Annotated in this window: 20 protein-coding genes and 1 pseudogene; 6 read left to right on the top strand and 15 right to left on the bottom strand. The window is 56.3% G+C overall.

The features are described 5' to 3' along the window. Window positions 1-109: 109 nt before the first annotated feature. The 10 genes and pseudogenes from LOY35_RS05425 to treP form a co-directional block, all read right to left on the bottom strand. Window positions 110-2,826, bottom strand: a pseudogene (locus LOY35_RS05425) (AAA domain-containing protein). A 132-nt stretch (window positions 2,827-2,958) separates the two neighbouring features. Then, window positions 2,959-3,483, bottom strand: a complete 525-nt coding sequence (locus LOY35_RS05420) for an AlpA family transcriptional regulator (RefSeq protein ID WP_258631248.1) — start codon at window positions 3,481-3,483, stop codon at window positions 2,959-2,961. Between the two features lie 4 nt (window positions 3,484-3,487). Next, window positions 3,488-3,763 (bottom strand): hypothetical protein, encoded by a 276-nt coding sequence (locus tag LOY35_RS05415; RefSeq protein WP_258631246.1) that lies wholly within the window; start codon window positions 3,761-3,763, stop codon window positions 3,488-3,490. Between the two features lie 36 nt (window positions 3,764-3,799). Continuing rightward, complete coding sequence (locus LOY35_RS05410; protein WP_258631245.1) at window positions 3,800-3,973, bottom strand: hypothetical protein; 174 nt, start codon at window positions 3,971-3,973, stop codon at window positions 3,800-3,802. 32 nt (window positions 3,974-4,005) lie between these two features. Continuing rightward, entirely contained in the window at window positions 4,006-4,413 is a 408-nt protein-coding gene (locus LOY35_RS05405; protein ID WP_258631244.1) for a DUF6632 domain-containing protein, read from the bottom strand. A 105-nt stretch (window positions 4,414-4,518) separates the two neighbouring features. Further along, window positions 4,519-4,806, bottom strand: coding sequence for a PTS transporter subunit EIIB (locus LOY35_RS05400; RefSeq protein WP_258631243.1), 288 nt, complete (start codon window positions 4,804-4,806; stop codon window positions 4,519-4,521). A 2-nt stretch (window positions 4,807-4,808) separates the two neighbouring features. Continuing rightward, window positions 4,809-7,343, bottom strand: coding sequence for a phosphoenolpyruvate--protein phosphotransferase (ptsP, locus tag LOY35_RS05395; RefSeq protein ID WP_258631242.1), 2,535 nt, complete (start codon window positions 7,341-7,343; stop codon window positions 4,809-4,811). A 72-nt stretch (window positions 7,344-7,415) separates the two neighbouring features. Beyond that, window positions 7,416-8,639, bottom strand: coding sequence for a carbohydrate porin (locus LOY35_RS05390; RefSeq protein WP_258631240.1), 1,224 nt, complete (start codon window positions 8,637-8,639; stop codon window positions 7,416-7,418). 138 nt (window positions 8,640-8,777) lie between these two features. Then, on the bottom strand, window positions 8,778-10,421 hold the full coding sequence (gene treC, locus LOY35_RS05385) for an alpha,alpha-phosphotrehalase (RefSeq protein WP_258631238.1): 1,644 nt from the start codon (window positions 10,419-10,421) through the stop codon (window positions 8,778-8,780). A 51-nt stretch (window positions 10,422-10,472) separates the two neighbouring features. After that, window positions 10,473-11,915, bottom strand: coding sequence for a PTS system trehalose-specific EIIBC component (treP, locus tag LOY35_RS05380; RefSeq protein WP_258631236.1), 1,443 nt, complete (start codon window positions 11,913-11,915; stop codon window positions 10,473-10,475). 246 nt (window positions 11,916-12,161) lie between these two features. Here treP and treR point away from each other — a divergent pair, with 246 nt between their 5' ends. Continuing rightward, the gene (gene treR / locus LOY35_RS05375) at window positions 12,162-12,866 is read left to right on the top strand and encodes a trehalose operon repressor (RefSeq protein ID WP_258631235.1); all 705 of its coding nucleotides are present in this window, start codon (window positions 12,162-12,164) and stop codon (window positions 12,864-12,866) included. Window positions 12,867-13,145: 279 nt separating this feature from the next. Then, window positions 13,146-15,215 (top strand): TerD family protein, encoded by a 2,070-nt coding sequence (locus LOY35_RS05370; protein ID WP_258631233.1) that lies wholly within the window; start codon window positions 13,146-13,148, stop codon window positions 15,213-15,215. Window positions 15,216-15,953: 738 nt separating this feature from the next. Here LOY35_RS05370 and LOY35_RS05360 read toward each other — a convergent pair. From LOY35_RS05360 to LOY35_RS05340, 5 genes are all read right to left on the bottom strand, one after another. Beyond that, window positions 15,954-16,580 (bottom strand): competence protein CoiA, encoded by a 627-nt coding sequence (locus LOY35_RS05360; RefSeq protein ID WP_258631230.1) that lies wholly within the window; start codon window positions 16,578-16,580, stop codon window positions 15,954-15,956. Window positions 16,581-16,648: 68 nt separating this feature from the next. Then, the gene (locus LOY35_RS05355; protein WP_258631229.1) at window positions 16,649-16,840 is read right to left on the bottom strand and encodes a hypothetical protein; all 192 of its coding nucleotides are present in this window, start codon (window positions 16,838-16,840) and stop codon (window positions 16,649-16,651) included. 64 nt (window positions 16,841-16,904) lie between these two features. Continuing rightward, entirely contained in the window at window positions 16,905-17,729 is an 825-nt protein-coding gene (locus LOY35_RS05350; RefSeq protein ID WP_258631228.1) for a hypothetical protein, read from the bottom strand. An 80-nt stretch (window positions 17,730-17,809) separates the two neighbouring features. Further along, on the bottom strand, window positions 17,810-18,817 hold the full coding sequence (locus LOY35_RS05345) for a PIN domain-containing protein (RefSeq protein WP_220382907.1): 1,008 nt from the start codon (window positions 18,815-18,817) through the stop codon (window positions 17,810-17,812). 97 nt (window positions 18,818-18,914) lie between these two features. Beyond that, window positions 18,915-19,271 carry a plasmid mobilization protein gene (locus LOY35_RS05340; RefSeq protein ID WP_097085918.1) on the bottom strand — a complete coding sequence of 119 codons (357 nt, stop codon included), beginning with the start codon at window positions 19,269-19,271 and terminating at the stop codon, window positions 18,915-18,917. A 487-nt stretch (window positions 19,272-19,758) separates the two neighbouring features. Here LOY35_RS05340 and LOY35_RS05335 point away from each other — a divergent pair, with 487 nt between their 5' ends. The 4 genes from LOY35_RS05335 (at window position 19,759) to LOY35_RS05320 (ending at window position 21,450) form a co-directional block, all read left to right on the top strand. Next, entirely contained in the window at window positions 19,759-19,968 is a 210-nt protein-coding gene (locus LOY35_RS05335) for a TraC family protein (RefSeq protein WP_258631226.1), read from the top strand. A gap of 2 nt (window positions 19,969-19,970) precedes the next feature. Beyond that, on the top strand, window positions 19,971-20,195 hold the full coding sequence (locus LOY35_RS05330; protein ID WP_045338569.1) for a hypothetical protein: 225 nt from the start codon (window positions 19,971-19,973) through the stop codon (window positions 20,193-20,195). A 269-nt stretch (window positions 20,196-20,464) separates the two neighbouring features. After that, on the top strand, window positions 20,465-21,259 hold the full coding sequence (gene trbJ, locus LOY35_RS05325; protein ID WP_258631224.1) for a P-type conjugative transfer protein TrbJ: 795 nt from the start codon (window positions 20,465-20,467) through the stop codon (window positions 21,257-21,259). A 2-nt stretch (window positions 21,260-21,261) separates the two neighbouring features. After that, window positions 21,262-21,450 carry a hypothetical protein gene (locus LOY35_RS05320; protein ID WP_182240339.1) on the top strand — a complete coding sequence of 63 codons (189 nt, stop codon included), beginning with the start codon at window positions 21,262-21,264 and terminating at the stop codon, window positions 21,448-21,450. The last annotated feature ends 1 nt before the right edge of the window (window position 21,451 follow it).

Raw genomic sequence — 21,451 nt, 5'->3', positions numbered from 1 at the left:
TTGAATCCGCAGCGAACCGGCAGGTCCGCAAAAGGCGAATACGATACACCTGCAATTGAGAAAGATTAAGTGAAGGATTGTTGCATCACCCGCCATTGCTGCGGCCGGATTACCCCACAGAGTCCTTTGAGGCACTGGTTGCCCATTGCATCACAAATGCCGCGACCCGTTGTTCAATGCGGCTTTCAACGGTTCGCAAACGCAGTAAAGGGATACCGCACTTGCCCAGGATGCTGTCTTTCAAGGCGTCGAGTCTCGCCTGCTCCGGCGTGTCATGGCTGCCCCCATCAACTTCCAGTACGCCCAGCGGTGTTTTCCCAACCTTGAAATAGAGCACGAAATCACAACTGGAGCCGTTGTCCATGAACTCCAGCTCCCGCGGGGTCAGGCTCGCGTCGGTGGTTGAGACCACTTGCTTCAACGGAACCTGTGAGTGGAACATGAGCCCCCGGCAGACCTCCCGCTCCAGCGTCTCACGCAAGATCTGCGCAATGATCCGCTCTGACTTGTAATCGGAATCTTCCCGCCGCAATCGGTTATTGAGGCGTTCGAGCGATTGATCGTACTCCGCATAAAGCAGATCGAAGGCCGAGATCACGGGCGCACGATGCACTTGTCTTTCCTCAGCGTAATATTCGATATAGCGCACCAGCGCTGCGATATGCCCGTTGTTCGCCGTGAAGACATCATCTCCCGTGACCAAGGTAAATCGATTTTTAGCACGAGACACGGCTACATTGACCATACGTGGATCATCCACGAACGTCAGGAACTTCGGAGTAGTACTCTTTTTGTCCAAGACGGTGGAAAAAACGATCTCATCGCATTCGCGCCCCTGGAACTTGTGCACGGTGTCATTGACGAAGTCAGCCGGCAAAAGCGTGCTCGAAAGAGCGGCCTGAGCCCTGAATGGTGCAATGAAGCCTCTGCCATCCTCGCCCTCCCATGCGCTTTCGCCCTCACCCTCCAGCGTCGCCAACAGCGAATCCAGTTCCCGAAGGTTAGTGGTCTTTCTCGTGTGGTTACCCTTGGCGGTGACCAGCAGCGACAGAGGGTTTTCCCCGTTGTCCCTCGTCATCGGGACCAATTGGTCGTCGTAAAACTGCTGATTGCAAAACTGAATGATCCGCGGGTGACAGCGATAGTGCTCCTTGAGCAGCGTCGTCGGAATGGAACCGTTGAACACACGGACGCACGAATCAAGCAGGCTGTATGTCTCGCAATCGTAGTGCTCCTTATCCTGGGGCGCTGCCAGGTCCAGCTTTGCCGGGATATGCGCCAGCTGTTTCCTGTCGCCAACAATGATCAGTTGTTTCGCGCAACCCAACGCCAATATTCCCGGGACAATGTCCTGCTGCGAGGCCTCGTCGATAATCACGTAGTCGAGCATCGCCCCGGCTGGAAGCGAGTTGATGATCGAATGCGTACTGCTGGAAATAATCGGATAGCGTTTCACGAACTCATCGAATCTGCGCTTGTAGGTCTTTGCCTCAAAGGGTTCGGGGTCGACACCTGTCGATGCAGGTGCTGCTTGAGGTATTTCATCGAAATGCTGGTCAGTTCATCCAGAAGCGCCTGGTAATTGCCGAGTCGCAAAGACTGCTGATGGGTTTTCAACAGCACATTTTTTTCCTGTAGCGCCTTGTCGTAAAAATGGAGCTGCAGGCCATAGAACATTGACTGACGCTTTTCCCAGTTGTCGAACGGCCGGGTGCGTAGAATCCTGAAATTGAATAGCAGTTCGATTCTGTCCTTGATCCTGACGCGACTACCTCCCAGGTGGGCCAGATAGGCCATCAGGTCCGCGGACTTTTGCGGGGTCAGCTTGAATTTATCCAGGGGCGGTATCTGTACGCCGTTATCCTGCCGCCACTGCTGCAGGTAGCGTCGCTCCACCTCCAGCTCATTGATTTCAATCTGCAGCTGCGCCACCGCATTGCGGGTACTCAGATAGCCCTTGAGCTGTTGCAGGACAACCTGGATCCGCTCCATCGAAGGCGTGACTTCGGGAAGCGCTGAGGGACGAGGACGCGGATTGGCGAAAAATGCCTCGCGATTCTCAGTGCTACCCAACTTGGCGACCAGATAATCGAGCCCGGACTTACCCAGCTTTTCGCAGACATTCGCCACGGCCGAATTGTTATTGGATACCACCGCCACCGTTTTTCCACGCAACAGGATGTTAGCGATGATGTTCAGAATGGTCTGGGTCTTGCCAGTGCCGGGAGGGCCTTCGATCAAGCTGATCTGCGACATGAAGGCCCGCTCAACGGCTTGCAGCTGGCTTTCATTGATGCCAAAAGGAAAAATGAAATCTCCCGCTTGTGCCTGCTGCCCGTTCTGTCTGAAACAGTAGGCGTGCAATGCCGTATCTGAGCATGAAGGTATTGCGTTCAGTTGGCGCAGCACATTTTCGGCGATCACCTTGTCCGCTGGCTTCGCGGCTTGATCAACCCGGCCATGGGCAACAGAAAGGAAATAGTGGAAGAGCGGTTCGTCCTTGATCCTCGTCGGCGCGACAAACTCGATAGCGCTCAGCTTGAACACGTAATTTTTCGTACTTCCGGAATATTGGACAACGGCGTACTTCTCACCATAGATCGCAGCCTTCTCGATGGGGCAGAGCACCGCACTGCCCTTCGTGCGCAGAAGTTTGTCACTCAGCATTCGGGTAGGGGCGACCTCACATTCTTCAAGCGGACTGGAGAAACGCTTGCCGGAAGGAAAATGACAGACGAGCAAGAGTGCGCCGCTCCTATCACCCTTGATTGACCAGTCGCTGATCTGCCGGGTCTTATCCTCACCGCGCACCCTGATAGAAACCATATATCCCTTGCTCAGGCTTGTGCAAAGCCTGGATACGTCCGTGTTATCAAAATTAATTACGATGGCCAACAAAGAGATTGTTCAGCAATCTTCAACGACTGCGCTCAGCCAAAACAGCAATCACCCAAGTTGTTACTCGGCCAAAACTCCCAACTCTTTAGAATCCAAGCCTGGTAAACGCCGGCCTTCTTTCGCAACGTTGATCTGCCAAGCTGCCTGAGCCACATCCAACACGCTCCTGGTAAGCGAATAACTGCCCTTGCTCTGCAGCCAGGTCAGAACGTCCGCCAAGTGCCAGATAGATGCACTGCCCTCGTGTATGGGCGTCGGGAAGCTGCTCGGGTGGGCCAACATCAACTTGCGCATGTTTTGCCGGGACACGCCGACGATCTCGGCCACATCGGTTAACCCGACCAGATCAGGAGCGACCTCGATCAGTCTGGCCGAGGGCACCGCACGACGGACATCGCCCAGGGCGCTAAGCACGGCCTTGATTGCATCAGGAGCATCACGCGTGAACTCGAGAGCCAGCCGTCCTGGCTGTCCAATCCCTACCAGGGCATCGTCGCAGCCCGCTGCCCCCAGCCGCTCCACCAGCTCATCCGAGGTACGGTCATCGTCAGCAAGCTGATATTTCAGGGTAAAGGTATATTCCATCGTCTTACTCCTCAGCATCGTCATCAGCCTCGCAACGACTGCGATGGGTGGTGCAATTGTCCACGACACGTCGTAATGCACGCGCATGATTGCCAGGGTTTCTCGGCGTGCTCCATATCGATGTGATACAGAACTCACCGCAACGACACTCTTCATCGTTGTATGGACAATAAGCCCGCCCCCAGGCGTGACTGCCGCCGAGTTCTACGCGCCACCCCAACGCTTCGGCATGCCTCAGCGTTTCTTCGACTTCCTTTTTCGGATGCGAGGGACGAATCATCAATGCTCTCCAGTATTCGCATGACCTGCCAGGTTGTCAAATGACAACTTTATCCTTCCACTGGATGATAGACATTCCCGGCGCACCGATGAGGGCCGGATCGTAGCGAAAGATGACGGTACCGGACGGTTTCTTCGTCAGGGACCAGAACAGCGCGGAGGAAAACGGTAAGGCCAACAAAAATGAAAAAGCCCTGTAGAGGTTATCCACAGGGCTTTTTCAGGTACGCCGCAACGCAAGGATCAACCCGCCAGTAAACGCGCCTTCTCGCCACGGGGTGTGAAGAATGCCAACGCCGCCGCGACAACAAATAGCGCGGGCACATCGCCGAGCAAATGACCGTAATGGCTCATGCCGTCCATCCCGACCCCAAAGGACTGCACAGCCATGATTGCGCCATGTACGACGCTCGACCAGACCGTGAACCAGATGAGGCTCAGGTGCTTCAGCGGATCCCGGGAAGCCCTCAGCAGGAACACGCCGAGGGTCGCGTAGAGGCCGACGATCATCAGCGGATAGTCGGAATGACCGCTGTGCCATGTCCAGCCGGAGGGCCATAGCAACATCAGCGGCCAGATCGCGAACACGGAGATCAGGCCCACCACGATCAAAACCAGGCGCAGGGCGGCGAGTCTTTGGGGGTCGTTCATGGCGGGCTCCTTATTGCGACGGGACGGTCGCCAAAACCGGATGTGCGTGAGTATAGAGCGCGCCTTGGCTATGTGCCCGACTCTACCGCCAGCCGTCCTGATGGTTCAGGACGGCAAACCGGTGATCAGGTGCACCACGCCGTTGTCCAGTGACAACACCCCAGCCACTCCTGCGGCCCTCAACCCTGACCGGTCGATCCGTGCGATATCTCGCAACTCCACACGCAGCCGCGTCAGTGCCACGGTTTGATGTTGCTTGAGATTATCCACACCGCCCAATGCGGCGACGATAGCCGGTGCGACGCCATCAACCGATGTCGCCGGGCTGGGTTCATCCGGCACCAGGTCCGGGGTCAGGGCTTTCCAGAATGTCCGCTGCAGTTTGTCAAACATGTTCAGTGCTCCATGACCAGTGTGACCGGATCGACCGTGGATGAATGCTTACGCAGGATACCGCGCACCTGTTCGGCGCTTTCCCGCCCCAGGGCCTGTTGCGCAAGCCTGCGGCATTCGCCCAGGTCCCATTCACGTACGCACGCCTTTATTGTTGGAATCAACGGCACGCTGACCGATAGCTCATCCACACCAAGCCCCAGCAACACCGGCACCGCCAGGGGTTCCGATGCCAGCGCGCCACACACCCCGACCCATTTGCCCCGGGCATGCGCGGCATCGACGGTACGAGCGATCAGCCGCAGCACCGAGGGATGCAGGCTGTCGGCCTGGCTGGCCAGGCGTGGATGGTCTCGGTCCATGGCCATGGTGTACTGGGTCAGGTCGTTGGTGCCGATGGAAAAGAAATCCACTTCGGGAGCAAACAGATCAGCCATCAGGGCCGCCGCCGGGACCTCGATCATGATCCCCAGCTTCGGCTGCTCTTTCAGGCCCAGGCTGCCAACCTCTTCCTCCAGTATCCGCCGCGCCAGGCGCAATTCCGACAGTTGCGTGACCATGGGCAGCATGATGTGCAGGCGCGCCATTCCGGAACAGGCGAGTATCGCCCGGAACTGCTCGCGCAACAGTTGTGGCCGGTCCAGGCACAAGCGAATGCCGCGCATGCCCAGGAACGGATTGGCCTCGCGCTCCATGGGTACGTAGGCCAACGGCTTGTCCCCTCCCACGTCCAAGGTGCGCACCACCAGGTTGCGCTCCGGGCCCAGAGCCTGGGCGACGGCGCTGTACAGCGCTGCTTGTTCGTCATGCCCCGGTGGCTGCAAGCGATCCAGGTAAAGCAGTTCGGAGCGAAGCAGCCCCACCCCTTCACCACCCAGGGTCATGGCCTGCTCCACGTCCCGTAGCGAACCGACATTGGCGCTGATCTCGACTCGGTGACCGTCGAGGGTACGGGCCGGCAGGGCCGATTGTTCGAGGTCTCGCTGGCGGCGCTGACGCTGCCCATCACGCAGGGCGCGGAATTGTTCGATCCGGGCCTGATCAGGATTCAAATGCAATTCGCCACTGTCGGCATCCAGCAACACCTGGGTGCCATTGGCGACGGCCAGCACCTGTCCATGCAGGCCACACAACGACGGCAAGCCCAGCGCCCGGGCGAGGATTGCCACATGGCTGGTAGCACCGCCATCGACCGTGACAAAACCGGCTATTCGCGAGGTATCCAGGCTGGCGGTCTGGGAGGGTGTCAGTTGCTTGGCCACCAGGATCGCACGCTCGGGCAATGTCCAGGCGTGTTCCTGCACCCCCAGGATCAACTTGAGCACCCGTTGCCCGACATCAGCCAGGTCCATTGCCCGTTCGACCAGCAAAGCACTGCCCAATTGCTGGAACAGTGCAGCAGTGGCCTCCGTAGCCGCGTTCCAGGCGAATGCCGCGCTCTTGCCCTCGAGGACGAGGGCTTGAGCGTGCTCCAGCAGGGTGGGATCCTCCAGCAATGCTTCATGGGCACGAAAAATCTGCGCCTGGACACTGCCCGCCGCTTCGCGTTGCAAGGTCCGCAACGCTTCAGCCGCCTGACCCAGCGCCTGGTCCAGGGCCGCTTGTTCAGCCTGAATCCCGAGGCCCGTCTCATCGATGTCCAACACCTGCGAGGCGACTTGAACCACTTCGCCGAACGCCAGGCCGGGCGAAGCGCAGACACCTCGCAACCGGTCCGACATCGACGGTTCGGCGACATGGGAGGACGCCGGCGCCAACGGCGCGTCAACGGTTTCGCCGCACCCCGACAGCAACAGCTGCTCCAATGCCTCGATGGCTTGCCCGGCCTCGGGACCAGAGGCACTGATCTGCACGCTGTCGCCTTTGGCCGTTTGCAGCGCCATGATCGCCACCACGGACTTGGCGTTGGCGCCGGCCTGCTGCCGATGCAGGCAGATGTCTGCGTCGAACCCCTTGGCCGCCTCGGCGAACACCGCGGCAGGGCGAGCATGCAGGCCACACTCGTTGGGCACGAGCAATGGCCTGGAAAACAGCGCCGATCCCTGTTGTGAACCCTCGGCAGGCGTTGGTTCGCCCAGGCTGACTTGCAGCAGCGGGTCGCCACTCTCGATGCAGGACGCCTGGTCCGCCAGCACGCTGAAGGGTTCGCCGCTGACCACCAGCACCAGCGTCAACAGGCTGCGCGCATGCAGGGCGATGTAGTCAGCATCAAAATCGATCAGGGGCTGCCCGGCCTCGACGCGTTGACCCGCCTCCACCCGGGGAGTAAAGCCCTTGCCCGCCAGGTTCACCGTGTCCAGGCCAATGTGCATCAGCACCTGAACGCCGTTGTCCCCAGTGATACTCAGCGCATGGCCGCTGCCCTGGAGCGTGCCGACGACACCGGCCAACGGTGCGCAGAGGGTCTGGGAAGTCGGGTCGATGCAGATCCCATCCCCCACTATACGGCTGGAGAAGACCGGATCCGGCACATTGTCCAAAGGCATCAGGACCCCGGATAACGGCGCGAGCAATTGCAAGGATTGCGTTGTGTTCATGACTTCACCTGCTGCTGTCTATTCTTGTTGGCATCGCGGCTATAAAGGGTCCGCCGACACGCACTACATGGGTCACTTCCACCAGTATTCGATCTGCACGCCTACATTGGAGCCATGTCGCGCGCTGTCAAATGCGCCGGTGTCGGACAATGCCGACCCCGCCGCCAGTTGGTTGGCTGCACGCTGGGCCGCTTCGTTCCAGCTGGCGTAGGTGTAATAAAGCCGTATCTCCGGTCGGGCCCAGAATTCCGGCCCCTTGGGCGACCAGGTGGGCGCAAAGGTAAACTTGCTCAGCTTGCGCGTGCCGTCGCTCGCCTGCACCTGGTCATGGCCCAGTTCAGCCACCAGCTTGAACTGGTCGGTGATGGCGTAAGCCGGGCGAACCCCCAGCGACACCCAGTCCTGGTCGCCGCCATCGCGGCGGATATCCTTCTGATAAACCGCCTGTACCTGCCCGCCAAAACGTGGCGTGACCTGCCAATCGAAGAATTCAACCAGACGATAGCTCTTGTTGCTGTCGTCCAGGCCCGTATCGCCGGTATATCCCAGCCCGGTGCCGGGCCCTTCGCCATATTGCACAGCCAGTTTATTCTTGCCACCCACGAAGGCCTGCTGCACATGCTGGGCGGTCAGGGCCCAACCGCGATGGGCATCACGACGGTCCGCCTGGTCGATGAAGCTCAAGCCCAACTCCAACTCACCACCGGGGTTGGTCCTGAAACCAGCCACGTTGAAATCATGTCGATTGACCGGGTCCTTCTGATACAGATTGTCCTTGCGCGAGAAGGCGTAGCTGTATTTCAGCCCACCAATGAGTACGTCCTCGATCCCGCCCCCGGTGGCGCTCTGGTTCCAGTAATAGAAATCGGAAATATGAATGTCGTTACGTTTGTAGTAGCGACGACCGGCCCATAGCGAACCTCCGTTCAGACTGGGCATGTTCGACCACTGGGCATACATCTGCGGCATCCGCGCTGCGCCGTTGTCACCCTGGAAAGTCGGCGTGCGGTCGTAACGGTTATACAGCGATGCCATGCCATCCACGCTCAACACCGAACCGTCATCGAGGGTGAAGAGGTCCTGGCGCAGCTCCAACTCGCCATATTGTTCGCATTCGTTGCCTAATCGGTACTTGCTCTGCGCCCCTGGCAACTGGAAGCAGGATTGCGATCGACCATTGGTTGCACTGCCGACGCCGCTGCGCAAGTAACCGGAAAACTCCAGCGCCTGGGTTGGAAATGGCAATGCCAGGCAGATGCAGGACACCGCAAGGCCCCGATTCATTGTTGTACTCATATACCGCTCCTTGTTTTTTATTGTTTTTTGCTGCGCTTTCCCTTTGCCTGCCAACGAATGGGCGATAAAGGGCCGCACGGTGCGTCGAGCGCAACGTGATCGCTGTCAGGCGATGCCTGGGTCAGAAAGGGCTTTGATTCAATCGCTCAGGTGCAATACGAACGACTCGTAGGGTCGCAGGCGCAACCGTCGATCTCGGTGCTCTCGGTCGTAGTTACCGATCACCCATCGTTGCTTCATCTCGGAGGTGATAATCCCGTCGGGCAACTCAACCTCGCAGTCACCGCCGTGGAAATGACTGATGACCAGCAGACGCTCCCCCTGCCCCTCGCGCAGGTAGGCCCACACGAAGGGATCGTCGGGCAACAGCAGGCGGTAGACGCCCTCCAGGATCAAGGCTTCGCTACGGCGCAGGGTTATCAGCTGACGGTAAAAATGCAGTATTGATGTCGGGTCTTGCATCTGGTGCTCGACGTTGATGAAGGCAGCGTTGGCCGGCACATCGATCCAGGGCTCGGCATGGCTGAAACCCGCGTTCGGTCCGGCCGTCCATTGCATCGGTGTACGTCCGTTGTCCCGCGACTTCTGCATGATCGCGGCCATGGCGTCGGCTTCGGGCACACCGGCGTTACGCTGGAGACGAAAGATGTTCAAGGTCTCGACGTCGCGGTACTGGTCGATGTGATCGAAGCCCGGATTGGTCATCCCCAGCTCTTCGCCCTGGTACACGAAGGGCGTGCCCTGAAGAAAGTGCAACGCGGTGGCCAGCATTTTCGCCGAGGCCACCCGGTGCTCGCCGTCATTGCCGAAGCGCGAGACCACCCGCGGCTGGTCGTGATTACACCAGAACAGCGCATTCCAACCGCCACCGGCCTGCATGCCGGTCTGCCAGTCGGACAAGATGCGTTTGAGCTGGAGGAAATCGAAGTCCGCTCGCACCCATTTCTGCAGGTTCGGATAATCCACCTTCAGATGGTGGAAATTGAAGGTCATCGACAACTCGCGCGAATCCGGGCACGAATAACGAATGCAGTGTTCGAGAGTGGTGGACGACATCTCGCCCACGTTGATCAGGTCGAAACCTTCAAAAACCTCCTGGTGCATTTGCTGCAGATAGCGATGTACGTTCGGGCCGTCGGTATAGAAACGCCGACCATCGGTGTGGTCATCGGGAAAATCCGCCGGCTTGGAGATCAGGTTGATGACGTCGAGGCGAAAGCCCCCCACGCCCTTGTCCCGCCAGAAGCGCATCATCTTGAACACTTCGGCACGCACCTGAGGGTTATCCCAGTTCAGGTCGGCCTGGGTGTGATCGAACAGGTGCAGGTAATACTGACCGGTCTGCGCCTCGTATTCCCAGGCCGAGCCCCCGAACTTGGATTCCCAGCTGTTCGGTTGATCGCGCCAGATGTAGAAATCGCGGTACGGGTTGTCGAGGCTGCTGCGGGCGGCCTGGAACCAGGGATGCTCGATGGACGTGTGATTGACCACGATATCGAGCATCAACTTGATACCGCGCCTGCCGGCCTCGGCGATCAACAGCTCACAGTCAGCCATCGTGCCGTAGCTGGGGTCGATGGCGTAGTAGTCACTGATGTCATAACCGTTATCGCGCTGTGGCGAACGCAGGAACGGCGTCAGCCACAGATAATCCACCCCGAGCCAGTGCAGATAATCGAGCTTGTCCACGACCCCCAGCAAATCACCGGTCGCCTGACCGCCGTGGCTGTAGAAACTCTTCGGATAAATCTGGTAAATCACGGAGCGTTGCCAGTCTTGCATGACGCGATTCCTTCGGTGCGGGCTCGTGGCCCATCATGGACAAGCCGGGTCTCAGGCGACGCGATAGCCGGGGCGGACGATCTTCATGCTCAACCCGCAGGTCAGCGCAAAGGGGACAGTCAGGGCGATGACCATGCCGATCACGAACATCGGTATGTAGTCGGGAACGATCGAAATGAAACCCGGCAAGCCGCCCACGCCAATGGCCGAGGCCTTGATCTTGTTCAGCGACAGGAAGATGCAGCCCAGGGCCGAGCCGACCAGGGCGCAGTAGAAGGGAAACTTGTACCGCAGGTTGACGCCGAACATCGCCGGTTCAGTGATACCGAAGTAGGCGGAAATGGCCGAGGTAGAAGCCATGCTCTTGTCCCGGGCATTGCGGGTCATGTAGAACACCGCCAGCGCCGCGCTGCCCTGGGCCAGGTTGGACATGACGATCATCGGCCAGATGAAGGTGCCGCCCTGGGTCGAGATCAATTGCAGATCCACCGCCAGGAACATGTGGTGCATGCCGGTCACCACCAGCGGCGCATACAACAGGCCGAAGATCGCCCCACCGATCACCGGCGCGAGATCGAACAACGCCACCATGCCTTCTGTAATCAGGATCCCCAGGTGCCGGGTGACCGGTCCAATGATCGCCAGCGCCAGGACACCCGTGACGACGATGGTGGTGATCGGCACGACCAGCAGTTGGATAGCGTTGGGCACCCTGGCACGCAACCATTGCTCGATCACGCTCATGACATAGGCCGCCAACAGGATCGGCAGGATCTGTCCCTGGTAACCGACTTTTTCGATCCGGAACCAACCGAAGATATCGAAGTACGGCAGGCTCTGGCCATCCAGCCCCGCCACGGCCTTGCCGTAGTTCCAGGCATTGAGCAGGTCCGGGTGGACCAGCATCAGCCCGAGCACGATGCCGAGGATCTCACTGCCGCCAAAACGCTTGGCCGCCGACCAGCCCACCAGCGCCGGAAGAAAGACGAAGGAAGTGTTGGCCATCAGGTTGATCAGGCTCCAGACACCGTCCAGGTTAGGATACGCGTCGAGCAGTGTCTGGTCGGCAATGAACATGCCCTTGGCGCCCAGCAGGTTATTGACGCCCATCAGCAGGCCGGCGATCACCAGCGCGGGCAGGATCGGCATGAACACGTCGGAAAGCACCCGCACCAGACGCTGCATGCCGTTGCCTTTCTGTGCGCCCTGGCGCTTGACGTCGGCGATGGTCGCGGCCGCCAGGCCAGTCAGCTCGCGCAAGGCGGCGTAGACCTTTTCCACTTCGCCCGGCCCGATGACCACCTGGAACAATCCGCCGGTGAAAAACGAGCCCTTGACCAGGTCGACCTGGTTCAATGTTGCGCTGTCCACCTGTGATACATCCTTGAGGGATAGCCGCAGGCGCGTCACGCAATGGGCTGCCTGCTCGATGTTGCCGACGCCGCCGAGGCTTTGCAGCAGCTCGCTGGCGATTCTGGAGTAATCGTGGCTCATGCTTTTTTCTTCCGCGTCGTTGTTGTTATTGAGAGTCGACAGCACATGGAAGGAAAAAATACTCGTCTGTACGAGTTAAATCAACAACTCGTACAGACGAGTTGTGTTTTTTTATTTAAGCACTCCACTATCAGCGCGAAACGCCCTACGCTCCTTGCTGCAAAAAACCACAGTGGATTGGACAAGCCCCCCACTTCACCCTTAAGGTTCCGCCCCCGGTGTACCGCGCGTTACAGAGCCATTTCCATGAGTAAATACAACCGGATCTACAGCGACCTGCTGGCCAGCATCACCACCGAACGCTTGGAGCGTGGCGCCCGCCTGCCCTCCGAAACCGAGCTGATGGATAGCTACCAAGCCAGTCGGGGGACCGTACGCAAGGCGATCGAACAGCTCCAGGAGCGCGGTTTCGCCCAGAAGATCCATGGCAAGGGCACCTTCGTACTGTCGACCTCCCCTATCGAATTCCAGCTCGGCGGCATCGTCAGCTTCCAGGAGACGTACCCGCGCCTGGGCGATGACGTCCGCACTGAAGTGGTCGAGTTCAGCCAACTGCCGCTGGAAGGGGCGTTGCTCGAACACATCAAGGCCCCCGCCGGCAGCCAGGTGACGCGCATCAAGCGCGTGCGGAGAATCGACGGCAAACGGGTGATCCTGGACATCAACCATTTCGTCAGCGACGTGATCCCCGGCCTGACCCGCGAGATCGCCGAGCGATCGATCTACGCCTACATCGAACAGACCCTGCAACTGCAGATCGCCTATGCGCAACGCACCATCGAAGCTGTCCGGTGCGGCAAGGACGACCAGCAACACCTCGACCTAGACGGCCAGAGCCATGTCATCGTGGTCAGCAACCAGACCTTTCTCCAGGACGGCCGGCAGTTCGAGTACACCGAATCGCGGCATACCCTCGACAAGTTCTATTTCTCGGATGTGGCGCGGCGCTGAAACGAAAAAACCGTGTGAACGCGGGTTCGCACGGTTTTTTGTGTACTGACCGAAATGAACAATTGGGAGTACGTTTCAAGGTATGTAACAGCCTGACACGCGGGACGATCTTTCATAGAATGCCTGCGTGGCTATGGAACACCTTCCTTCTTACCTCCTATGACTTAGGGGTTCCGCTCTCCACCTCACGCCTGCTGCTAGCAGGCGTTTTTATATCAACTGTGGACACAACGGACGCAGCAGTTCATTCGAAGCGACGCCCAATGGAGATGATCAAGCATGAATCAGGAGCTGTTCTTGCGTCGCCGTACCAAGGTTCACGTCCCCTTGGGCACCGGCGGTGCAACACGCGCTCAGGTCGCGTCGGCTGTCCAGGAGGTTGCGGCGTTCCGATGCGTTCTATCGGAGCCACTGATTGAGCAAATCGGCATGCTGTCATCGACAGAGCTCACGCACTGGATACGCGAAGTTGTCGGAGTACTTCGGCGACAGACCGGCGCTCATGTGCACCACAAGCCGCTTTACCCAGACTTTCCCGAGCAAGTTCTGACAGCCTGCGAGGCGGAGTTGTACCTGACCGCCGTTAGGCATTACCTCACGCTTCAACATTTACCACCGGTAGAACACGCTCGACCTGCGATGCTCCAAGGAAACTTCATTTCCCGGATTATCGAACCGGGAAGCATCTCTGAATTCGAATTACTGCTTGAGCCACTGGTTTCATCGCGCACCTCGCTCTCCAAAGAGGAAACTGCCGATGTCGTCTGGTTTATCCAAAAGTACAGAAACGATGTTTTCCGACTGCTGCCGGAGGTTATCCCGTTCCGAGAGACCCGTGCATTGGTTGGTGGCGCACTGGTCCTGCATGTAACCGGCGAACGTGTAGACGTATTCCTGGAGCGAAACGTCGAAACAGCGACAGACGTGCTAAGACTGGCAGTCGCCCTGAGTGGAGGAGATGTGTCACTGACGACAGCTTCGACACGTTTCACAGCGATGAAACGTGCGACGCGTCGGCGGCTGTTGCGTCTGCTCGATCGCGTACCCAACGCCCCGGAAGATGTGATGCGACATGCCGAACGCTGGAAACGCCTGGCCGAAGTACTGCATCCGGGCGAATACGCCGATAAGTATCCACGTGCATTCGGTGCCATCACGGCAGCACGTCGCAACGACTCGCCGGCCTCGTTTGGATCACGTGTTGAAACATTACTTGCCCAGCGCCAGATCGCCGCGCTTATGCCCCTATTGCAAAGTCGCCCTGGTGAATTCGCGAGACGGCTGGATGCAACCCTGCGCCGCGCAACCGAAACCAATGCTGTACTCGACGCGTTCGAGACTGTTGCGACACAAGTGTCCTCGACTATCCTGCTGCAGGTGCTGGCTCAAGCAAGTGCCCCGCGACCCCTGCCCTTGCGCGCCTTCACACCGAAAGGGGCATTGGCCAAGGTCTACGGCATCAAGGATCGGCGTGAACCTCTTACACCCGAGGTGTTGTCCCGAGCAGCCCGAATCTGCCAGGACGCTCTGGTGACGCGCTTTGCGTCACTACCGCCTCTCGGCCGCTGTTTCATTGACTCCGCACTTCGCGAATACAAGGTGCCGCTGGCGCAGCGCGCCGCATCGAAGTCGCTACGTACGCTGGTGCGAGGCAGTCGGTTGCCAATGCCCGACACGCGTTTCATTCGCCTGTTCCTATGGTGGAAGAACGGCCGTGAACGCACGGACATTGACTTGTCCGCAGCATTTTTCGATGCCAACTTCGTGTTCATGCAAACTGTCGCGTACTACAACTTGAAGGGTTTCGGCGGTTACCACAGCGGCGACATCGTTGACGCGCCCGACGGAGCTTCGGAGTTCATCGACCTCGACATCGATGCCCTCGTCGAGAAGGGGATCCGCTACGTCGTCACATCTATCAACTGCTACACCGGGCAGGCGTACTGCGATCTTCCCGAGTGCTTCGCTGGTTGGATGGCCCGTGTCGACATAGCGTCGGGTGAAATATTCGAACCGCAATCCGTGATCGACCGTATCGATATCGCATCCAACACCGTGATCTGCCTGCCATTCGTGATGGACTTGCAGGAGCGGCGCGTGATTTGGGCCGATCTGGGACTCACGTCATCGCCTCGGTGGAACAACGTCCAGAATAACCTGAGTGGGATATCGTTGATGCTGCGGGCGTTGGTGCATACACCACGGCCGGATTTGGAGACGTTGTTCGATTTACATGTACGAGCACGAGGCGAACGGGTGGCTTCGCCGCAACAGGCACAGACAGTATTTGCGCCTGATCAAGGAATAACGCCGTTCGATACGGATTTGATCCACTCCCAGTTTCTCTAACATCTAAAGCTGGTCAAACTCTGACATCCAAAGCACGACTCAACACCATTCGGTCACGCCTCTTTGGTCCTGCATCCAACCTAGCCGCGACGCTCGCCCTCATCCTCTCCAATAATCACCGAGATCGGATAGATCCCAATTCCATTACATGTCAGCCAGCTTCTGAAAGGTCTTCTTGTGAGTTCTGAGAACGAGCTTGGTTTCTGAATAAACGATTTGCTTACCCAAGTCGCCACCCAAATCTAGCTTCTTGGTGGCTTTAATTTTAGGCCTCTCTACTATGGATACACCATAGGTGTTCAGCTTGTGGTTCATGGCTTGAGGCCCATCAACGACTTGATCAATTTTTGCTCACAAGGTAGCGCACCAAGAAGGAAGACACACCAAGCCATCAAGAGCGTCACCCCACTCCACCGAGCGGAGGCGCCTCCGCTGTAATTCCCGTCAGTTTTCCGGATTGCGTGCCGTGACAATCCATCCCGCGCCGTCGATCATCACCGAGCGCTCGCCGGGGGTTCCGAAGGCGTTCTGAAGGCCGGAACTTCCCATATCCAAAAAACCAAAAGCCCGCAATTACGCGGGCTTCAGGGTATTTCTTGCTAGAGGTTGCCGGACAATGCCGGACATCCAATCATTCCCACTCTATTATTTTAATCTACAATAAATTGTTATAAATCAATGCCTTATTAAAAGCATAGACTCAAATACCATTGAAAATACCATTTATGCAAGCTTGAGTCAGTCTAGATTCCAAGAGCCCCCTCGGTATTGGAAGACCCCATCAAGGATGCCCTCCAGCCACTGTGGGATCGTTGCAGCCTTGAAACCGCCAAACTGGACCAGCAGTTCACCCTCTGTGTCCAGCATGGCCACTGGAAGCTCTGGCAGCATGCCAGTGCCGATGCCGCCATGGGGGAACAAGTTGCCAAAATCACGCTTCAACAGCAGGCGCGACGTCGCTTTGCCTAAGGTCCGGAAGGTCTCTTTGCGAACCAGCCAGTAGCACTCTACACCTGAGGCAGCGTACCGCTCTTGGCGGCGAGTGAAATCACGTAAATGCTGGTACGAGCGTTGTAGCTCGATGGCGATGGTGCGGCCTGATGCTGAAAAGAGTACATCCGCCTCCCACTTCTCGCCGCTCGGGGATCGGCCCGGCACCTCATCGCGGTTCTCGATACCCATTCCGGTTAAAGCGGCCATTACTGCGGCCTTGCCCGACTTATGCCATTTTGTCTCGGGCGCTGTGCTGCACTCGTCTGACAGATGTGCGAAGAAGGGCAGACCATTGATGCTTGTCTTGAGTACTGCTGGCGCATTGCAGCAGGGCATTACAAAGTCACCTAACTGCGTCGCCTGTTTCAACATCTCCCACTCGGCAGACGGGATAGAAGCCGCATCCACCGGCCTACCGTCGTGCGTCCAAGCTGACTGTGTCATGGCTGTTCCACGGGCGCGGAGCCGGGAAGCTTGCAACCGATCACAAAGGCCTCCTCCATTTGCGGCAACAAAATAGCCAGCTCGTCCTGGTCGCCATCGGAACAGACTTCGGCAAGCAACTCCGCTGCATAAGCTGGATCAGCTCGAAAGTACTCGGCCATCGCCTGTCCATGTGGTCTGTCCTTCATTTTATGCAATTCTCCTAGCCAAAAATCATGGTCTCTGCACCATCTTTACCACGATAATAGACGTCTATTCGTCCGCCATCACCTTTTCATAGGTACAGCCCCGCTTGGTTGAGGCCTGTTGGATTGTGAATCTAGGGCCTAATTCTACCTGCATTGCATTCATACGGAGGCCGAAGAAATCGTAGTGCTGAAGATCCGTCTTTAATTCTTCAATAAACGTAGATTTGTAGGCGTTTGCATCAAAACCCTGGAATGGCACTCCAGCCATATCCAAGGCCGTAAACACTTTCGATACAGCAGAATTAAATATCGGCATCAAATCCAAATATACCTGCTTCATGGGATAGTGATCTTTTAATGCTTTCGCATGAATTTTCTCAAAGGCGAAAGCATCTTCCATAGCAATGAATTTTGCGAGAGAAGTGGCTTTACCCATTTGATTCATATAGATCGATCCATAACGTGGGTCGAGGCGACTGTATATATCCTCTAACTTGATCAAGTGCATCATCGGCGGAGGATTGCCACCCAGCGTTCTATGTCTTGCCATTAGATATTCTGCTCCAAGCAGACGCTCTGGCTCCTCGTCCAGCCAAAGAGTCTGAAGAAGACTATGAAATAAAGGGTGATTACGATGATGAATGGCATTACGAATAGCAATTAGAAGACTAGTATCAGCATGGGCATGGAAATCAAAAACCCCTTGCGAGACATCGTATAAAGTGTGAAAGCCTTCGAGATTCTGCTCAAATGCTCGATCTAGGTTGTGTATGGCCTCTTCACGGTCAACTTCTACGAGCCCCCGATATCTGAGAAAGGCCTCGCCATAGAGCCGCATATTATTGGCAAAACGTCCAAGAGCGTTCGTAATAATTGACATATCGTTCATGTGCGCCCTCGGGATCGCTATATTTATAAAATAATTATTATGGACCCTCGATTGGATTGCGCAATCCAATCGAACTACCATCACGTGTCGAGCATATCCCACTCGTCACCTAGTACCCATCGTAGGGCGGAAAGCTTCCCATTGAGCATCCCCCATTCAAAGTCGCTCCAAGGCCCAGTATCTTCGTACTTCTCCCTGACCCGTTGAGCTGCTACTTTTGCTTGGCTCAGGATATCTTCGTGGATCACATCATTGCCGTAGCGCTCGGTTCCAGAGGGAACAATCTCTATGTCACCATTATCTAGGTGATAAATCATATTCATATGACGGTTGTACCAAACCTTATCGAACAACTCGTCCATCGCGGACATTATTTCCTGAAGCCCACGAGTTTCATCCTCCCAAGCAAAGCTATTCTCATAGTGAAACTCTTCCAGATCGAGTAGATCCTCAATAGCAGAGCTCGTAGAGTTGAAAAATATTGAGCCCCTTCCATCGAAGATATCTGCGAAGTCGTCGTGTGGTTGCCTATGGTCTTTGCCGGAAAAATCCGTGACATTATGGGTAACGAACCTGAACGTTTCGTACTCGCTCGCGTGTAATATTTTAAACTCTTGGAACGACTCGGCCAATACTGCGTCGGCAACACTGTTTTTCTGCTTATGAAACGGCGCTTTCTTGGCGATTGCTCTCTCTGCCGCCTTGATTTTAGCGCCATCAGAGACTTCAATTTCTTGGGCAGTTTCGAAAAGCTTTAGAACGCGATGTACCGTACCCTGAGTTGCCTCGGAAAGTATAGGAAGCCGGTGATTAACATCATCCAAGGTTTTGAGCGCCGCATCTTTGCCTTGGCCGCCAAAAGACTCAACCACAGATTTAACTACCCGAAACTCATTTGCAAGTCGCTTACGTGTCGCCTCAATCACCCTATCTTTATTTCGCTCATATTCGACACGTATCAAATCTGGCAGAAGAATCCTGATGCTACCATCCTGTACCAAGTGCTCCAGGGCAACAAGCATGGGCAATTCCGCTTTCTGAGATGAGATATCAAGCCAAACGCATGTATCAAGCATTATGAGGTGCATTAAAATTTCTCCAAATATCCGCCAGCACGCAAAACGACTAGGCCGATTTAATTGAATCGCCTTTGACGACTTTTACCTCAATAGCTATGTCATGACATTACTTGATGACACGCGACATGATAGCTAGCATTTCGCTTTGCAGTTTACGAAAGTCATTCATCATCACCTCCACGTCCATTGGACTTGCGCCTTGTCCGCGCTTCTCCGCGAGCCAAAGTTTCAGCAGTCCGGCGACCCGGCCAAGGTCGCCATTGACCTTAGCCAAGTCGGCAACCGCTAGCAGGTCAACCACGGATCGAATGGGGCTGTTACGACCAACAGCTAAAAGGTAAGCGGACAACGACATGTTGGCCTGCCGGGCCTTGTCCACGATCTCTGCGCGCTCGTCTTCTGACACCCACACCTTGATGGGCGGCAGCTTCCGTCGAGGGGTGGGCTTTTGCTCGTTCTCCATGCTGTACCTCTCCAGCTTTAATAGTCGCGGTAGCGACGGTATGCCTCGCAGAGCAAGATCCGTCGAGCCGCAGGCGAGTAAGGGGCGGTGGTGGGGGTCGTAGCTGCGGAGCAGCGTAGGCCCACAACACACATCTTGCCGTCTGTCTGAGTGCAACTCAAAGAAATTTAATGCTAATGGCCGTTTTGGTAACGCAAGTTGCCTTGAATTTCCTTGAATTTCGTTCATTTTTCCTTAGTTGCCTAGAGTTGCATTAATCTAAGCAGGAATTTCCTAAAATTGCCTTGAACTTACTTAATCGACGAAATTTAACTGAACGGATCAAACAGGGCGGAGAAAACACAGGAGTGGCGACCAACATGCCGTGGCCGCGCTTCGTTCTTAGCGATGCCAATCCTGATGTGGTCAGAAATTCCAGCGGTCGCTAAAATCTCCGTGATCCACAATAGGTTAAGGCCGAAATGGCACCAAAAAAGGAGCACGCAAATTGGCTAGAAAAACCCTTTCCGAGCGAAGAGCTGACGCGCTTTCTGAGCTAGAGATGGCTAAGGCAAGGCTTGCAAAGCTCGACAATGAGGCAGCAGAAAGAATCGGAAGAATTGCAATAAAATCAGGATTGGTTAATCTCGAGCTTACGGACGATCAGATCCGGGAAGAATTCGATAGAATCGTGGAAGGGATCAACAAGAGGAATTGATCATGAAGACAGCTCACCGCATCAGCGCTTTGGCCAATCAACTCAATGAACTGCAAGCCTGCCTAGGTCGAGCCAGCGGGCAATCTAGTAAGCCCGTTGTGGAAGCCCAGCGCATTGCGGCCGAGCTAGCTTCTTCACTCGAAGAGTGGCACCTAGAGACGCTGCACATCCCTGAGACTGAACGTAGCCTTTATCGCGCTCAGAATCCTTATTACGCGGCCCACTGACGCCGCGCACATACTTATCAAAAGCTCACTTTGGTGGGCTTTTTTTTGTCCGCAAAAAGCATCAAACCGGACAGCTAAGTATTCTTCCTCATGAAAGAAAAACCCTAGACAAGTCAGATGGTTGGCATCATTGCAAAGGATGATTGACGGACAGTTTCCGGACGCAAGTCATTGAAATCTATACGGATAAGTATCTATCCGCATATTCAAAACCACCCCGTATCGGACAATAATCAGACCTCAGATTACGACAAAATGAGGTATTCGGCATGGAAATGGAATCGCGAAAAACGTCAGCCTATGTCGCTCGGGTATTTGGCCGAGGCGCGGCGCTAGCTGTGGCAATGGCAACCACAGGCCTTGGTGTAGGCCTCTACATCACACCTGCACCGGCTTACGCCATCTACTGCTCTAACTGCTCGACGTTCTATCAACAGATGTTCGAGTACGCCGAACAGGTCAACACGGCGCTGAACACCGCCGAGCAACTGCAAACGCAGATTCAGCAGTACCAAAACATGGTCACGCAGGGCACGGGCCTGCCCGATTCGATGTTTGGCAGCATTGCGGCTGACTTGAAAAGCGTGGTGAACATCTACAACCGTTCGCAGGCCTTGGGCCGTCAAATCCAGAACATGGATTCGCAGTTCAACACGGCTTTCCCCGACTTCGATTCCTACCTGAATCAAGCAGCGAACTCGACAGAGGTCCCGGCGCAGGATCGCTATCAAAAGTGGTCGCAACAGGGCCGCGACAACGTGAAAACGGCGATGGAAGCGGCAAATCTCAATACCAGCACGTTCGAGCCTGAAGACGCCCAGCTTGCTCGCATGGTGGCCCGTTCGCAGTCAGCCGTAGGCCGCATGCAAGCTATTCAGGCGGGCAACGAAATCGCCTCGCAGAACGTGCAGCAACTGCAAAAACTGCGGGATCTGATGGCCACCCAAATCAACATGCAGGGCAACTACATGGCCCAGCAAGGCGACCGGCAGGCCGTTAGCGAAGCGGCTGAACAGCAGTTTGAAGCGAGGAAAAACACACGCGGCGGCGTGAAGGAGTACTGAGAATGACTATTTCGAAATGGCTAATCGCGTTGATGTGCGCCGGGTCCGCACTGACCGGTTACATGGTTGCCGTGGTGGTTCAAAGCAACATCGAATGTACTGCGATGGCTGAGCAACAACGGCAACAGCGTGACGCTGATGCGTCGTTTGAGGCGCGCCCGAACACTCGCGGCGGCGTGAAGGGGTACTAGC

The sequence above is a fragment of the Pseudomonas sp. B21-028 genome, from assembly GCF_024749045.1.
Classification (GTDB): Bacteria; Pseudomonadota; Gammaproteobacteria; order Pseudomonadales; family Pseudomonadaceae; genus Aquipseudomonas.
This window is presented reverse-complemented; position numbering and strand designations above follow the sequence as displayed.

What these genes read in the sequence shown, in the direction of transcription:
- treR (WP_258631235.1), top strand. Translation starts at nt 12,162, where the DNA reads ATGAGTAAATACAACCGGATCTACAGCGACCTGCTGGCCAGCATCACC.
- LOY35_RS05370 (WP_258631233.1), top strand. Translation starts at nt 13,146, where the DNA reads ATGAATCAGGAGCTGTTCTTGCGTCGCCGTACCAAGGTTCACGTCCCC.
- LOY35_RS05355 (WP_258631229.1), bottom strand. Translation starts at nt 16,840, where the DNA reads ATGAAGGACAGACCACATGGACAGGCGATGGCCGAGTACTTTCGAGCT.
- treC (WP_258631238.1), bottom strand. Translation starts at nt 10,421, where the DNA reads ATGCAAGACTGGCAACGCTCCGTGATTTACCAGATTTATCCGAAGAGT.
- LOY35_RS05400 (WP_258631243.1), bottom strand. Translation starts at nt 4,806, where the DNA reads ATGTTTGACAAACTGCAGCGGACATTCTGGAAAGCCCTGACCCCGGAC.
- LOY35_RS05340 (WP_097085918.1), bottom strand. Translation starts at nt 19,271, where the DNA reads ATGGAGAACGAGCAAAAGCCCACCCCTCGACGGAAGCTGCCGCCCATC.
- treP (WP_258631236.1), bottom strand. Translation starts at nt 11,915, where the DNA reads ATGAGCCACGATTACTCCAGAATCGCCAGCGAGCTGCTGCAAAGCCTC.
- LOY35_RS05415 (WP_258631246.1), bottom strand. Translation starts at nt 3,763, where the DNA reads ATGATTCGTCCCTCGCATCCGAAAAAGGAAGTCGAAGAAACGCTGAGG.
- LOY35_RS05330 (WP_045338569.1), top strand. Translation starts at nt 19,971, where the DNA reads ATGAAGACAGCTCACCGCATCAGCGCTTTGGCCAATCAACTCAATGAA.
- LOY35_RS05320 (WP_182240339.1), top strand. Translation starts at nt 21,262, where the DNA reads ATGACTATTTCGAAATGGCTAATCGCGTTGATGTGCGCCGGGTCCGCA.
- LOY35_RS05405 (WP_258631244.1), bottom strand. Translation starts at nt 4,413, where the DNA reads ATGAACGACCCCCAAAGACTCGCCGCCCTGCGCCTGGTTTTGATCGTG.
- LOY35_RS05345 (WP_220382907.1), bottom strand. Translation starts at nt 18,817, where the DNA reads ATGCACCTCATAATGCTTGATACATGCGTTTGGCTTGATATCTCATCT.
- LOY35_RS05390 (WP_258631240.1), bottom strand. Translation starts at nt 8,639, where the DNA reads ATGAGTACAACAATGAATCGGGGCCTTGCGGTGTCCTGCATCTGCCTG.
- ptsP (WP_258631242.1), bottom strand. Translation starts at nt 7,343, where the DNA reads ATGAACACAACGCAATCCTTGCAATTGCTCGCGCCGTTATCCGGGGTC.
- LOY35_RS05420 (WP_258631248.1), bottom strand. Translation starts at nt 3,483, where the DNA reads ATGGAATATACCTTTACCCTGAAATATCAGCTTGCTGACGATGACCGT.
- LOY35_RS05360 (WP_258631230.1), bottom strand. Translation starts at nt 16,580, where the DNA reads ATGTTGAAACAGGCGACGCAGTTAGGTGACTTTGTAATGCCCTGCTGC.
- trbJ (WP_258631224.1), top strand. Translation starts at nt 20,465, where the DNA reads ATGGAAATGGAATCGCGAAAAACGTCAGCCTATGTCGCTCGGGTATTT.
- LOY35_RS05350 (WP_258631228.1), bottom strand. Translation starts at nt 17,729, where the DNA reads ATGAACGATATGTCAATTATTACGAACGCTCTTGGACGTTTTGCCAAT.